Genomic DNA, 14233 nt, shown 5'->3' with positions numbered 1-14233 from the left:
CGTCTAGTGAAACATTTTCCACCTGACGGAAAGAGGCAGGAATGACAACGCCGTCGCCTTCTCCCGGTCCGCCCGCGTCCCCCACTTCCTCCGGCGCCGCCGGGAGCGCGGAAGGCGGTGGCTTCTGGAGCTCGTCGCGTGCCCGGTACCTCATCCCGGTCGCCTTCGTGACCTACTCGCTCGCCTACCTCGACAAGTCCAACTACGCGATCGCGTCGGCCGGTGGCATGGCGGACGACCTGCATCTGTCCGCGGGACTCGACTCGCTGATAGCCGCGTCCTTCTTCCTCGGCTACTTCTTCTTCCAGATTCCCGGCACGATCTACGCCGAGCAGCGCAGCGCGCGCCGTCTGATCGCCTTCTCGACGATCGCCTGGGGGCTGCTCGCCGTGCTCCAGGGTCTGCTGAGCAGCCCGGGGCAGCTGATCGCGGTGCGGTTCTGCCTCGGCATCGTGGAAGGCGCGGTACTGCCGTCGCTGGTGATGTTGCTCAGCCGGTGGTTCACCCACCGGGAGCGGGGCCGCGCCAACACCTTCCTCATCCTGGGCAACCCGGTCACCGTCATGTGGCTCTCGGCGCTGTCCGGCTGGCTCATCGAGGTGTCGAACTGGCGCGTGATGTTCGTCGCCGAGGGACTGCCGTCGATGCTCTGGGGCGTGGCCTGCCTCTGGTTGATCAAGGACCGCCCGGAGGACGCCGGCTGGCTGGCCGAGAGCGAACGGCACGCGCTGCGCCAGTCCCTGGAAGAGGAGCGCGCCAACGCGCCCCGCCTGGCCGGGCCGCTGCGCGAGGAGTACCGCAAGGTGCTGCGCTCCAAGCCGGTACTGATCATGGCGGCGCAGTACTTCTTCTGGTCGTTCGGCATGTACGGCTTCATCTTCTGGCTGCCCGCGATCGTGAAGAAGGGCTCCGGTGAGGGGATCGGCGCCACCGGACTGCTCACCGCCGTGCCGTACGCCGTCGCGACCCTGGTGATGTTGCTGAACTCCCGCCAGTCGGACCGCAGCGGACGGCGCAGGGCGGCGGTGTGGCCGTGGCTGGCCGGCGGCGGCATCGCCCTGTTCGCCTCGTACGCGGCCGGACCGCACTTCCCGGTGGCCTTCGCCCTGCTGGTCGTGGCCGGTGCCTGCCTGTACGCGCCCTACGGGCCGTACTTCGCGCTGGTCTCGACGCTGGCGCCGCGCGGTGTGGCGGGTGCGGCCGTGGCGCTGGTCAACTCCTTCGGTGCGCTGGGCTCGTTCGCGGGCACCTACCTGGTCGGCTGGGTGCGCGGCACCTCGCTGGGCGACGCGGGCGCGTTCGCCTTCATGGCGGTGTGCGCCCTGGCCTCCGCGGTGCTGACGCTGGCGGTCCGGGAGCCGGGCGACGCGGGGCGCGCTGCCGGTACGGTGAAGCCGCAGCGCTCGGCGACGGCCGGGCGATGAGGGGAAGGGCACGGGGGTGGCAATGACGCCGGGAGGATCCGGGGCGCGAATCGTGCGAGAAGCCAGGCCGGCCGGAGACGACATGCTCGGCCGCGGCCTTCGGCTGCTGACGGTGCTGGCCGACCACCCCGACGGACTGGGCGTCAGCGCGGCCGCCCGCGCTGCCGCGCTGCCCGTCAGCAGCGCGCACCGGCTGCTGGGCCGGTTGGCGGCCGAGCGGTTCGTCACCTACGACGAGGGCGCCCGGCGCTACTCCCTCGGCATCCGGGTCCTGGAGCTGTCCCGCGGCTTCCAGCGCTCCCCGGCCGGCTACTCGGCGGCCGCGGCACCGATGCGCCGGCTCGCGGCGGCCACCGGGCTGCCGGCCATCGCGGGCGTGCTGCACGGCGAGGACGTCGTGCTGGTGCTCACCGTGCAGGGCACCCAGCACCTCCAGCTGCGCAGCGCCGAAGGCACCCGTAACCCGTGGTACGCCACCGCGCTGGGCAAGGCCCTGGTCGCGGCGCTGCCCGAGCGTGCGCGCGAGGACCTGCTCGCCGGCACGCTGGTCCCGGTGACCCCGCACACCCGCACCGACCCCCAGGAGCTGCGCGAGGAGCTGGCCCGGGTCCGGCTCACCGGCTGGGCGGACGTCGACGAGGAGAACGAGATAGGGGTCCGCTCCATCGCCGCCGCGGTGCCCACCCCGGCCGGCTCCGGTGGCCCGGCACCGCTCCTGGCCGTGTCGCTGGGCGCGACCGTCGTGCTCACCGGAACCGATGAGCTGCACGCGCACGTGCCCGCCTTGCAGGCGTGCGTGGAGGAGATCGCGGCGCGGATGGACGTCTGAGGCCCAGCGCCGGCGCCACCGATCCCACGCACCACCGGTTCCACGCACCGCGGACACCGCGGACACGCCCCGTAGCGACAGGCGCGCTACGGGGCGCACCGCACACGGCGACGGCGACGGCGACGGCGACGGCGACAACGACGACACCCGCGCAGAGCGTGCCCACGACACCGTCCGAGCCCGTGCGATCGGCGGGCACAGCGGCGGTGCACGACGGTCGCCACGGCTTCACCCGATGGTCACCACCGCACCACACATGATCGTCGACACGCCTGACGATCGCCCTGAAAACGCAGGTCAGAGCAGTCGAACCGGACCCGCCGGGAGAGTTTTCCCATACCCCCCGTACCATGCACAAGGCCGAAAGATGGCTCGGCCATGGATCGGTCCGTATTTTTCTCCTGGATGTTCCGTCGTGCACACACCACCTGTTCAGACCGTCTGGCGCCTGGCCCTGCCGCGTGACAGGGCCGCCGTTCCGGTCGCCCGCACGCTGGTGCGCCGAGCGCTGGCGGACGAGCGGCGCCCCGGGCCGACCGGGCGCCCCACGGACAGCGACACCGCGGAGCTGCTCACCGCCGAGCTGGTCGCGAACGCGCTGGAGCACACCGTGACCGGCGGGCCCATAGAGCTGGTCGTCCGGATACTGCCGGGCGGCTGCCACGTCGAGGTGCACGACGGTGACCCCGTGCCGCCCGGGGAGCTCGGCCTGCCGGGTCCCTCCGAGGCGCCGGACCCGTGGCAGGAGCACGGCCGGGGGCTGCTGCTGTTGCGCACCCTCAGCTCGGCCTGCGGGCACCGCCCCACCGAGTCGGGCAAGGCCGTGTGGTTCACCCTCTCGTCGCTGCCCCGGCAGCAGCAGCGTCCGGCGTAGACCGGCTCATCGGAAGAGGGGCGGCCCGCCGGCACCCGCCGGGGCTCGCCGGACAGCTGCCGGACACATGGCCGCCCCTGCCCGGCCGGATGCGGAGCGGCGGGGCAGGGGCGGGGCCGGGCGGCCCGTCGGCGGCCCGGCGGAAGGGGCTTCAGCGCGCAGGCGGGCGCCCGAAGCCCGTGGTCATGTCGATCAGTTCACGCTCGAGGAGAAGGAGTTCACGGCGAGGCCGGCTCCGTTCTCCCACGGCTCGAACCCGGCCTGGACGCTCGTGAGGTACCACGAGTCCTGGGCCTTGCCGAGGCTGATCACGTTCCGGATGAACTCCTTGACGTCGAAGCTGTAGCTCGACATCGGGGAGGACGCCACGTAGGAGACGACGTCGTTGCCACCGTTGTTGCCGGTCCACACGGCCCAGTTCTGGCCGCCGACGCTCGCCGAGCCGGTCTGGGAGCCCACCGGCTGCACCGGGCCGACGTGGTTGAGCCAGATCATGATCTCGGTCTGGTTCACCCCGTCCTTCTTCGGCTGCGGGTCGAGCCAGATGTCGTAGGCCGCGTCGAAGACGGCGTTGCTGACGTACGTGTAGGACACGCTGCTCGGAGCGCTGCCGATCTGGCTGATCTGCTTGGGCAGGTTGGTGCCGGGCGAGCAGTTGGTGTAGTGGCACCCGTTGTAGACCGACGGGTACGACTTCGGGGCACCGCTCGTCGAGGTGGACCCGTCGGCCTGGGTGACCTGGAAGCCGCTGCCGGTGACGTTGATGCACTGGGCCTGACTCGTGCCCCAACGGTTGTTCTGGACCACGTACTTGCCCTGAATGGTCGTCGTGCCGTAGGCCTCACAGATCTGGGTGTCGGCGTGGGCGGAGCCCGTCGTCGTCGCCACGGCCGTGAGCGAACCCACGGCCAGGACCAGCGAGGCCAGGGCGGCACGTGTGGGGCGTGTCGCACGAGCAAGGGGGTTCATTCGGTCGTCCCTTCGAATGAAGTGGGGGAGCGTGGGGGGAACCGGGGTTGAACGGGTGGAGCGAGTGGAGCAGGCGTGCGCAAGTGGCTTGGGGCTCTCACGCACAGGTGGGGCGTACATCTGGGGCGCACATGTCGGGCTGAGGTTCGGAAGCTTCCCTGCGCGCCATGGGAGCGCTCCCAAACTCTCCCGGTGCCGGACTGTAGGGGGCAGTTGGGGGTTGTGGCAAGACGGTCCGCAGATCTTGCAGCAGATCCGCAGGCGAGGGGGCCGTCCAGGAAGATCGTTCGCAAGGGCCGTCAGGAGGCCGGGCACCGGGACTCGTCAGGCCCACCGCGGGCAGGTCCGACCACCCGGCAAAGGGTCGGGCACGCTCCTGACGAGGAACGTTGCCCAACACGCGGAGCCGCGACCGGGCGCCGGTCCCAAGGCGCGCACTTCGCACACTTCACGCGCCTCGCGCACGGACCGGGCCGGGAGACGCTCCGGAACGCCGGCCAACGCTCGCCTTCGCAAACGCACCGCCCGCCGCATCCCGGATGTGCCGCAAAGGGAGCGGATCACGCCAACCCATGGCGAACCGCATCGACCCGGCTGCCGGCCGGTCGGGCCAGCCGGCACGGGGATCATCGATCGCCGGTCAGGGTGCGCCGGCGAGCGTGGCGACCATGAGCGCCTTGATGGTGTGCATACGGTTCTCCGCCTCGTCGAAGACGACCGAGTGAGCGGACTCGAACACCTCGTCCGTCACCTCCAGCGAATCCAGGCCGTGCCGCTCGTGGATCTCACGGCCGACCCGGGTACCGAGGTCGTGGAAGGCCGGCAGGCAGTGCAGGAACTTCACGTCCGGGTTGCCGGTGGCGCGCAGTACGTCCATGGTCACCGCGTACGGCCGGAGCGCGGCGATGCGCTCGCCCCAGACCTCCTTCGGCTCGCCCATGGAGACCCAGACGTCGGTGGCGACGAAGTCGGCGCCCCGGACCCCCTCCGCGACATCCTCGGTGAGCGTGACGACGGCACCGCTGGAAGCGGCGAGGCGGCGGGCCTCGGCCACCACCTCGGGATTCGGCCAGTACGCCTCGGGGGCGACGATCCGGACGTCCATGCCGAGCAGGGCGCCGGTGATCAGATACGAGTTGCCCATGTTGAAGCGGGCGTCACCGAGGTAGGCGAAGCTCAGATCGGTGACGGGCCGGCTGCCGTGCTCCACCATCGTGAGCACGTCGGCCAGCATCTGGGTGGGGTGCCAGTCGTCGGTCAGACCGTTGTAGACCGGCACCCCGGCGTAGGAGGCCAGCTCCTCCACGTTCGCCTGGCTGTCCCCGCGGTACTGGATGGCGTCGAACATCCGACCGAGCACCCGCGCGGTGTCCCTCACGGACTCCTTGTGCCCGATCTGCGAGCCGGACGGGTCGAGATAGGTGGTCGAGGCACCCTGGTCCGCGGCGGCGACCTCGAAGGCGCACCGGGTGCGGGTGGAGGTCTTCTCGAAGATCAACGCTATGTTCCGGCCATGCAGATACCGGGGTTCGTTCCCCGCCCGCTTGGCGGTCTTGAGCTCAGCGGCCAGCTCGAGCAGACCGTGGAACTCCTCGGCGGTGTAGTCCAGCTCCTTGATGAAGTGGCGGCCGATGAGCTTGGTCGGGACAGTCGCCATGGGGTGCTCCTGAGGTGATCGAAGGGTGAAAGTATATACGTTACTCAGCATTTCTATGCACCCCCTATCTTTGGCGCAGCCCCGAGACCGCCCCTCCGACCCCGACCAGTGGCCGGGATCACCCAGAGGAACCACGGCCGAAAACCGACTCTCAGGCCCCGACGCAGAGCCGACTCTCGACCCGCGGCCCGACTGCCGGCTCCGAGCCCGCCGCGGCGGGCTCGGCCTCGCCGGGCTCGGTCTCGTTGCGCTCGGTCTCAGAACTCAGGCCCGGACCGGGTCCCGCTCCACCGGGCAGCTCATGCATCGGGGACCGCCCCTTCCCCGGCCCAGTTCGCTACCGGGAATCTCGATCACCTCGATGCCCTGCTTGCGCAGATGGGTGTTGGTGGTGGAATTGCGCTCATAAGCCACCACGACGCCCGGCTCGACGGCCAGGACATTGCAACCGTCGTCCCACTGCTCGCGCTCCGCGGCATGCACGTCCTGGGTGGGCGTGAGCACCCGGATCTCGCTGAGTCCGAGCGCCGCGGCGATCGCACGGTGCATGTGCTCCGGAGGGTGGTCGGTGACCTTCAGCTCATTGCCGTTGTCGCCGGGTTCGATGGTGTACGAGCGCAGCATGCCCAATCCCTCGTACTGCGTGAACGTGTCCCCGTCGATCATCGTCATCACCGTGTCGAGGTGCATCACCGCCCGCCGCTTCGGCATGTCCAGGGCCACGATGGTGGTCGCAGAACCGGCGGCGAACAACTTGTGCGCCAGCATCTCCACGGCCTGCGGTGTGGTCCGCTCACTCATCCCGATGAGTACGGCGCCCTGGCCGATCACCAGCACGTCACCGCCCTCGATGGTGGACGGATAGTCCGCCTGCCCTCGCGACCAGATACGGAACGGCCCCGCCCGATCGCCGTGGAAAAGCGGGTGATGTTGATATATCGCCTCGAAATGGACCGTCTCGCGCTGCCGGGCCGGCCAGCGCATCGCGTTGATCGACACGCCGTCGTAGATCCAGGCGGAGGTGTCCCGCGTGAACAGGTGGTTCGGCAGTGGGCCGAGCAGAAAATCGTCGAGGTCCATGACGTGGAAGCGCACGGAGGTGGGTTCGGCGTGCCGGTCCAGGAACTCGCGCTTGGTCATCCCGCCCACCAGCGCCTCGGCCAGCTCGGCCGAGTCCAGTGCGTCGAAAGCGGCGCGCAGGTGATCGGTGGCCAGGGGCCCGTACTCCTTCTCGTCGAAGACCCGGTCGAGCACGAGTTCCCGTGCGGCCGGGATGTCCAGGGTCTCGGTGAGCAGGTCACCGAAGAGATGGACGGTCACGCCACGGTCGCGGAGGACGTCCGCGAAGCCGTCGTGCTCCGCGCGGGCGCGACGCACCCAGAGGACGTCGTCGAAGAGCAGAGCGTCCTTGTTGCTCGGGGTGAGCCTCTTCAGCTCCAGGTCAGGGCGGTGCAGGATGACGCGGCGCAGGCGGCCCGCCTCGGAGTCGACGTGGAATCCCATGGGTCCATCCTGCCGCGCCCGGGGCTCCTGCGGTGCCCCGGGCATCGGGAGTCTTTCGGGGTGCGCGGGTCGCACGTGACCGTGCGGTGTGGCTGGGCCGCTTGTCCGGTGCGCCCGGGTCGCACGTGACCGTGTCGTGGGTTGCGTTCGTCTGGGGCGCCCGGAACCGTTCACGCGACCATCCGTCGTGGGCTGTGCCCACCCGTTCCGCCCTGCGGAACGACTGCCCGCAGAGGGTTGGGCTGAGCCTTGTCCTCGTTCGTTCCGGCCGTTGACCGCCCAGAACTACCCGGGCGCCACCTGCTCGCCACGCCCAAGCGCGACCCGGGCGCAGTTGGTCCGGGCTCTCTGCTGGCCTAGATCACCAAGCTCAACGACGTGCGCAAGCTCGGGCAGCCCGAGGGGGCTGTTCGCGTACTGTTCCGATCACGAGCGGTCTCCTGTTCAGTCCTGCGTGACGCGGATGATCGTCTTGCCGGATGTGCGCTTGCCGGGCGCAAACGCGGCGGGTGCTTCGGCGAGCGGCCGCACAGCGCCGACGACCGGCTTGAGCCGGCCGTCCCTTACCCGCGTCGCGAGATCGGCGAGCCGGGCGCGGTCGGGTTCGACGACGAAGAAGACCGCCCGCCCGTCCGCAGGCTGGACCCTGGGCGGCATGGCGATGGTGACAAGCGTGCCGCCCGCGCGCACCAGGGCGGCCGAGCGGTCGAGGATGTCGCCGCCGATCACGTCCAGCACGACGTCGACCTCGCCCGCGTCCTCCAGTCTCCCTGCCTGCAGATCCAGGAAGGTGTCGACGCCCAGACCGAGTGCCCTGTCCCGGTCGGCGGACCGGCCGGTACCGATGACGCGGGCGCCGGCCTCGCGAGCGAGCTGTACCGCCATCGAGCCGACGCCGCCGGCGGCGCCGTGGATCAGGACGGTCTGACCGGTGGTGAGGCGGCCATGGTCGAACAGGGCCTGCCAGGCGGTCAGCCCGGAGATCGGTAGTGCGGCGGCCAGGGTGTGGTCGATGTCCGCGGGCAGGGGGGCGAGGTTGCGGGCTTCCACCGCGGTGTACTCGGCCAGCGTGCCGTTGCGGGTCCAGTCGGCCAGGCCGAACACCCGCTGCCCGACGCTCAGGCCGGTGGTGCCGTACCCCAGCTCCACGACGACACCGGACAGCTCGTGCCCGGGCACGCTCGGCGTCCGGTCGCGGCCGGCGCGATCGGCCCACGTTGCCGGCCAGTCCAGCTCGCCCGGGGTGAATCCCGAGGCGTGCACGCGCACGATGACATCGTTCTCGGCCGCATGGGGGTAGGGCAGGTCCGTCAGGGACATCCCGGCAGTACCGGCGTCACGGTCCCGAACAGTGATGGCTTGCATACAGGTCCTTACTGGGAGGGGCGACTCAAGCGCACAGCCCGTGCACATGCAGGGGTCACCGCGGCTCGCCATCGGATCGATGGCATCCGCTCGCGCGCACTTCCTCGTCGTCCGTTCTGCTTTTCACCAGGGAGACGAGGTAGCCCCTGCGGGTGTGACAGCTCAGACGCACCCGAGTTTGTCGGGATTGATGACCCGGCGGTACGCGGTGATCAGACCGTCCGTGATCTGGACCGTGTCCACGGAGTAGACCCGCCCTTCGCGGTAGAACACCAGGGCGAGCTCGCCGCCGATCTCCGCGAAGTCGATGCGGTCCGGATGCCACTGGCGCCCCACCCGCACCATGACCTCGGCGACGCGCTCGCCGCCGTGGATGATCTTGCGTGCCGCGAAGGCCTTGCCGCCGCCGTCGGTGACGTAGACGGCGTCCGGATGCAAGAGCCTGATCAGGCCGGCCAGGTCCCCGGCCTCGTAAGCGGCACGGAAAACCGCCAGGACGCTCTCGCGTTCCGCCTTCGACGCCTGCGGCGTGGACCGCTTCGCCTTGGCCACCCGCCGTCGCGCCCGGGAGGCGAGCTGCCGGGCACCCGGCACGGAGACGTCCAGCACCTCGGCGATCCGGCCGAACTCAAGACCGAAGACATCGTGCAGGACGAAGGCCACCCGCTCCGGCGGGCTCAGCTCTTCCATGATCAGGAGGATCGCCGAACTGACGGACTCGTCGACGAGCACCGGCTGCGACGCGTCCGGCCCCGTCAGCAGCGGCTCCGGCAACCACGGCCCGACATAGGTTTCCCGCCGGAAACGAGCGCTCTTGAGAATGTCGTACGACCGCCGCGCGGCCACCGTCACCAGCCAGGCGTGCAGATCATCGACGCTCTGTAGATCCGCGCCGGCCGCCCGCAGCCAGACATCCTGGGTCACGTCTTCGGCATCGGCCACGCTCCCCAGCAGCCGGTAGGCCACACCGAAAACCGCGGGCCGGTGCCTCTCCCATCCGGCCCCGAGCCCGTCCTCCTGCTCAGTCCGTCCGGGCCCGGGCCCGTCACCCATACAGATCGCAACCTCCTCCAGCTTGCGGATCCAGCGTAGCCATCCGAACTCGGGATCTTCGCGGACGGCTCCGACAGCCCGGACGCCCGGACCGTCGATGTCGGGCAGCAGTTACAACCGGGGATCCACCGGTTCCGACTCGAGGGCGAGGACGCCGAACACCGCCTCATGAACCCGCCACAACGGCTCCCCGTCCGCCAACCGATCCAACGCCTCCAACCCCAACGCGTACTCACGAATCGCAAGCGACCGCTTGTGCCCGAGGGACCGGGACCGCAACCGTTCCAGCTGGTCGGGGCGGGTGTATTCGGGTCCGTAGATGATGCGGAGGTACTCGCGGCCACGCACCTTGAGGCCAGGCTGCACCAGCCGGCCCCGCTCGTCCCTGACCACCGCGCCGACCGGCTTGACGACCATGCCCTCGCCGCCCCGCCCGGTCATTTCCAGCCACCAGTCAACGCCCGCCTGCACCGACGCCTCCTCACCGGTGTCGACATACAACCGCCGCGTCGTGTGCAGGAGCGAATCGACGTCGTGCTCGACCATCCGGTCGATCAGGGCCAGCTGGGTGTCGTGCGGCAACAGGGCGCGGTTGTGGCCCTGGGACGCCAGGATCTGGAAGGGGGCGAGACGCACCCCTTCCAGACCGTCGGTCGGCCAGCAGTAACGCCGGTACGCGTCGGTGAACGCGCTGGCCGCCTCGGCCCGAGCCCGCTGGCGCGCCAGCAGTTCCCCGGCGCCGTCGACACCACGCGCCGCCACCGCTTCGAGGGCGTCGAGCACACCCGGGAAGACGGCTCGCGCGGCGGCGCCCACCGCCGCGTACTGGGTGCGCAGCAGGCCGGAGGCCTTCAGCGACCAGGGCATCAGCTCGGCGTCGAGCAGCAGCCAGTCGGTGGCCAGCTCCTCCCAGAGGCCGGCCTGGTCGATTGCGGCCCGGAGCCGTCGCAGGATCTCCTCGGTGAGTTCCGGGTCGTCGAAGAAGGGACGGCCGGTCCGGGTGTACAGCGCGCCCGTGGGGTCGCCGGCGCCGTCCATCCCGAAGCGCTCGCGCACCACGCCGGCGTCCCGGCACACCAGCACCACGGCACGGGAGCCCATGTGCTTCTCCTCGCACACGACCCGCGCCACGCCGTCCGCGGCGTAGTGCGCGAACGCCTCGGCGGGGTGTTCCAGGTAGGGACCGTCGACGGCCGGGCCGTGGGATTCCCGGCGGGCGGGGGCGGTGGCGGTGGGCGCCATCGTCGGTGGCAGGTACGGCAGCAGCCGGGGGTCGACGGCGAAGCGGCTCATCACTTCGAGTGCCGCCGCCGCGTTCTCCTCGCGGATGGTGACGCGTCCCGCGTACCGGGTCTCCACGGACCGGCGCCCGTGCACGTCCGTCAGGTCGAGCGGACGGCCGTCGCCGCCACCGGGCGCCTCGGTCCGCAGCGGCTTCACGGGTTCGTACCAGACGCGCTCGGCAGGTACGTCGACGAGCTGCCGCTCGGGCCAGCGCAGTGCGGTGAGCTTGCCGCCGAAGACGCAGCCGGTGTCCAGGCAGATGGTGTTGTTCAGCCAGGTCGCGGTGGGCACCGGGGTGTGGCCGTAGACGACGGCGGCGCGGCCGCGGTAGTCCTGCGCCCAGGGGTAGCGCACCGGCAGGCCGAACTCGTCGGTCTCCCCGGTCGTGTCGCCGTACAGCGCGTGCGAACGGACCCGGCCGGAGGTGCGTCCGTGGTACTTCTCGGGCAGCCCGGCGTGGCAGACCACGAGCCGCCCGCCGTCGAGCACGTAGTGGCTGACGAGTCCGTCGATGAAGGTGCGCACCTCGGCGCGGAACTCCTCGCTCTCCCGTCCCAGCTGCTCGACGGTCTCCGCGAGGCCGTATCTCACCTGCGCCGTCCGCCCGTTCAGCCAGCGGCTCAGCTTGTTCTCGTGGTTGCCGGGCACGCACAGCGCGTCTCCGGAAGCGACCATCGACATCACCCGGCGCAGCACCCCGGGGGTGTCCGGGCCGCGGTCGACGAGGTCGCCGACGAAGACCGCGGTACGGCCCTCCGGGTGCGCCCCGTCGACGTAGCCGAGCTTGCCGAGCAGGGCCTCCAGCTCGGCGGCGCAGCCGTGGATGTCGCCGACGATGTCGAAGGGACCGGTGAGGTGCTTGAGGTCGTTGAAGCGCCGCTCACGGACGATCTCCGCGGTGTCCACCTCGTCCACGCCGCGCAGGACGTGCACCTTGCGGAAGCCTTCGCGGTCCAGCTGGCGCACCGAGCGGCGCAGTTCGCGTATGTGGCGCTGCACGACCCGGCGCGGCATGTCCGCCCGGTCGGCGCGGGCCGCGTTGCGCTCGACGCACACCTCTTCGGGGACGTCGAGGACGATCGCGATGGGCAGCACGTCGTGCTCGCGGGCCAGCCGGACCAGCTGCCGGCGGCTCTCGCTCTGCACGCTGGTCGCGTCGACGACGGTGAGCCGGCCGGCGGCGAGCCGTTTGCCCGCGATGTAGTGGAGCACGTCGAAGGCGTCGCGGCTGGCCTCCTGGTCGTTCTCGTCGTCCGAGACGAGGCCGCGGCAGAAGTCCGAGGAGATCACCTCGGTCGGTTTGAAGTGCCGGCGGGCGAAGGTGGACTTTCCGGAGCCCGAGGCGCCGACGAGCACCACGAGAGCGAGGTCGGTGACGGCCAGGACACGGCGGGCGCGCGTGTCGGTGCCGGTGGCGGTCGTCGTCATGCCACCCGTCCTTCCTGTGCCGTCGGGGCCTGCTGAGGCTGTTGTGCCGGCTGCGGTGTCGGCTCCAGGGCCGAGGGCGCCAGCTGCGGTGTCGGCGCGGGTGACCGGGGCGGCACGGCCGCGGTGGTCGGTCGTGCCGTGCCGTCCGTGCGGGCCTCGTCCTGCTGGCCGTCCCGGGTGCCCTCGGTCCGGTCCACCCGGGTGAAGACGGCCATCTGGGTGGGCGGGCCCACCTCGGGGTCGTCGGGGCCTATCGGTTCGACGCGTATGTCGTATCCGTGCCGTGCGGCGACGGCCCGGGCCCAGCCGCGGAACTCCTCGCGGGTCCACTCGAAGCGGTGGTCGCCGTGGCGCACGTGCCCGGCGGGCAGGCTCTCCCAGCGCACGTTGTACTCGACGTTCGGCGTGGTCACGAGCACGGTACGGGGCCGGGCTGCGCCGAAGACGGCGTAGACGAGGGCGGACAGCCGCGGCAGGTCCACGTGCTCGATCACCTCGCTCAGCACGGCCGCGTCGTAGCCCTTCAGACGCTGGTCGGTGTAGGCGAGCGAGCCCTGGAGGAGCCGTACGCGCTCGGCCTGCCGCTCGCCCATGGTGTCCAGACGCAGCCGCCGGCCGGCGACGGCCAGGGCGCGCAGCGACACGTCGACGCCGACGACCTCGGTGAACCGGGCGTCGGCCAGCAGCTCGCGCACCAGGTGGCCCTCGCCGCAGCCCAGGTCCAGTACCCGGCCGGCACCGGCGGCCCGAAGTTCGGCGACGAGCGCGGCGCGCCGCTGCACCCCGAGGGGCGGCGGGGACGTCGCGGCGCTCTGCGCACCCGGGTCGCAGACCGCTTCGGACGTGGCTCCCGCCGCCTCGTCGGAGCCGCGGCGCATGGCCTTTCCGGTGGTCGCGTCCTCTTCCACGGTATCTCCGTCGACGTCCCCGTCGACCGCGTTGTCGATCTCGTCGACCTCGCTGTCGTCGGACTCCGCGAGCCGGATCAGCTCCAGGCGCTCGCGGGCCTCGCGGGTCAGCGTCCTTCGGCGGGCGAGATAGCGGCTGGTGATCAGGAACTCCTCCGGGTGCCCGGGCAGCCAGCCCGCACCGGCGCGCAGCAGCTTGTCCACCTCGTCGGGTGCGACCCAGTAGTGCTTGGCGGCGTCCAGCACCGGCAGCAGCACGTACAGGTGGCACAGCGCCTGGGAGAGGCGTTGCTCGCCGGCCAGGACCAGGCGCACGTACCGCGAGTCCCCCCAGTCCGGGAAGGTGTCGTCCAGGGGGAGCGGCTCGGCGGTCACCGTCCAGCCCAGCGGCTCGAAGAGCCGGGTGACCAGCGCGGCACCGCCGCGTGCCGGCAGCACGGGCACCTCGATGTGCAGCGGCAGCGTCTGGTCGACCAGCTCCGGCCTGGCCTCGCAGCGGCCCTTCATGGCGCTGGAGAACACGCTGCCGAGCGCGACGGCCAGCAGCGACGAGGCGGCGTACGGCCGGTCGTTCACGTAGTGGGCGAGCGCCGAGTCGGGCGCACCCCCGCGCCCTCTGCCCTTGCCGCGCCGCACCAGCGCCACCGGGTCGACCTCCAGCAGCAGCGCGGCGGTGCACCGCTCCTTGGACGCCTCGGGGTAGAGCACGTGCGCGGTGCCGTAGGACGTGGCGAAGGCCTGCGCGCGGTCGGGGTGCTTGTGCAGCAGAAATCCGAGGTCGCTCGCCGGCCGCTCAGGGGTTCCGGTGGTACCGATCGTCAAGAACACCTGCCTGAGTATCGCGGCGTCCACAGGGCCTGGCTATGGACTTTCCGTCATGGGCCGTTTCGTGCGGGATACGGCTTCCGGTTCCGAGGGAGGTCGGTCTTGGCCAGAATC

General features: G+C 71.0%; 9 protein-coding genes and 1 pseudogene. 3 read left to right on the top strand and 7 right to left on the bottom strand.

Going from position 1 to position 14233, the window contains the following annotated elements; genetic code table 11:
- Positions 1–41: 41 nt before the first annotated feature.
- The 3 genes from NQO67_RS37855 (at position 42) to NQO67_RS37845 (ending at position 3127) form a co-directional block, all read left to right on the top strand.
- Entirely contained in the window at positions 42–1424 is a 1383-nt protein-coding gene (locus NQO67_RS37855; RefSeq protein ID WP_255955022.1) for an MFS transporter, read from the top strand.
- A gap of 52 nt (positions 1425–1476) precedes the next feature.
- Complete coding sequence (locus tag NQO67_RS37850; protein WP_255955021.1) at positions 1477–2253, top strand: IclR family transcriptional regulator; 777 nt, start codon at positions 1477–1479, stop codon at positions 2251–2253.
- Between the two features lie 367 nt (positions 2254–2620).
- The gene (locus tag NQO67_RS37845; protein WP_374119264.1) at positions 2621–3127 is read left to right on the top strand and encodes an ATP-binding protein; all 507 of its coding nucleotides are present in this window, start codon (positions 2621–2623) and stop codon (positions 3125–3127) included.
- Between the two features lie 195 nt (positions 3128–3322).
- Here the strand turns inward: NQO67_RS37845 and NQO67_RS37840 are convergent.
- From NQO67_RS37840 to NQO67_RS37810, 7 genes and pseudogenes are all read right to left on the bottom strand, one after another.
- Positions 3323–4096 (bottom strand): annotated as a pseudogene (locus NQO67_RS37840) (GH12 family glycosyl hydrolase domain-containing protein); the annotation flags it as partial.
- Between the two features lie 640 nt (positions 4097–4736).
- A complete protein-coding gene (argF, locus tag NQO67_RS37835; protein WP_255955019.1) occupies positions 4737–5753 on the bottom strand; it encodes an ornithine carbamoyltransferase in 1017 nt (338 codons plus the stop codon).
- Positions 5754–6017: 264 nt separating this feature from the next.
- The gene (locus NQO67_RS37830) at positions 6018–7256 is read right to left on the bottom strand and encodes an arginine deiminase (protein ID WP_255955018.1); all 1239 of its coding nucleotides are present in this window, start codon (positions 7254–7256) and stop codon (positions 6018–6020) included.
- A gap of 444 nt (positions 7257–7700) precedes the next feature.
- Positions 7701–8621 (bottom strand): NADP-dependent oxidoreductase, encoded by a 921-nt coding sequence (locus NQO67_RS37825; protein WP_255955017.1) that lies wholly within the window; start codon positions 8619–8621, stop codon positions 7701–7703.
- 162 nt (positions 8622–8783) lie between these two features.
- On the bottom strand, positions 8784–9674 hold the full coding sequence (gene sigJ, locus NQO67_RS37820; protein WP_255955015.1) for an RNA polymerase sigma factor SigJ: 891 nt from the start codon (positions 9672–9674) through the stop codon (positions 8784–8786).
- 111 nt (positions 9675–9785) lie between these two features.
- Positions 9786–12386 carry a polynucleotide kinase-phosphatase gene (locus NQO67_RS37815; RefSeq protein WP_255955014.1) on the bottom strand — a complete coding sequence of 867 codons (2601 nt, stop codon included), beginning with the start codon at positions 12384–12386 and terminating at the stop codon, positions 9786–9788.
- Positions 12383–14122: a 3' terminal RNA ribose 2'-O-methyltransferase Hen1 gene (locus NQO67_RS37810; protein ID WP_255955013.1), complete on the bottom strand. Its 1740-nt coding sequence runs from the start codon at positions 14120–14122 to the stop codon at positions 12383–12385. The genes NQO67_RS37815 and NQO67_RS37810 overlap by 4 nt, the downstream gene beginning before the upstream one ends.
- Positions 14123–14233 lie beyond the last annotated feature (111 nt).

This window comes from Streptomyces odontomachi (assembly GCF_024435355.1).
GTDB classification, from domain to species: Bacteria; Actinomycetota; Actinomycetes; order Streptomycetales; family Streptomycetaceae; genus Streptomyces; species Streptomyces odontomachi.
The sequence above is the reverse complement of the archived record's forward strand: the minus strand, read 5'-3'. Positions and strand labels throughout refer to the sequence as shown.

Excerpts from the sequence above, each read along its gene's own strand:
- NQO67_RS37855 (WP_255955022.1), top strand. The coding sequence starts at position 42 with ATGACAACGCCGTCGCCTTCTCCCGGTCCGCCCGCGTCCCCCACTTCC.
- NQO67_RS37845 (WP_374119264.1), top strand. The coding sequence starts at position 2,621 with ATGGCTCGGCCATGGATCGGTCCGTATTTTTCTCCTGGATGTTCCGTC.
- argF (WP_255955019.1), bottom strand. The coding sequence starts at position 5,753 with ATGGCGACTGTCCCGACCAAGCTCATCGGCCGCCACTTCATCAAGGAG.
- NQO67_RS37830 (WP_255955018.1), bottom strand. The coding sequence starts at position 7,256 with ATGGGATTCCACGTCGACTCCGAGGCGGGCCGCCTGCGCCGCGTCATC.
- NQO67_RS37825 (WP_255955017.1), bottom strand. The coding sequence starts at position 8,621 with ATGCAAGCCATCACTGTTCGGGACCGTGACGCCGGTACTGCCGGGATG.
- sigJ (WP_255955015.1), bottom strand. The coding sequence starts at position 9,674 with ATGGGTGACGGGCCCGGGCCCGGACGGACTGAGCAGGAGGACGGGCTC.
- NQO67_RS37815 (WP_255955014.1), bottom strand. The coding sequence starts at position 12,386 with ATGACGACGACCGCCACCGGCACCGACACGCGCGCCCGCCGTGTCCTG.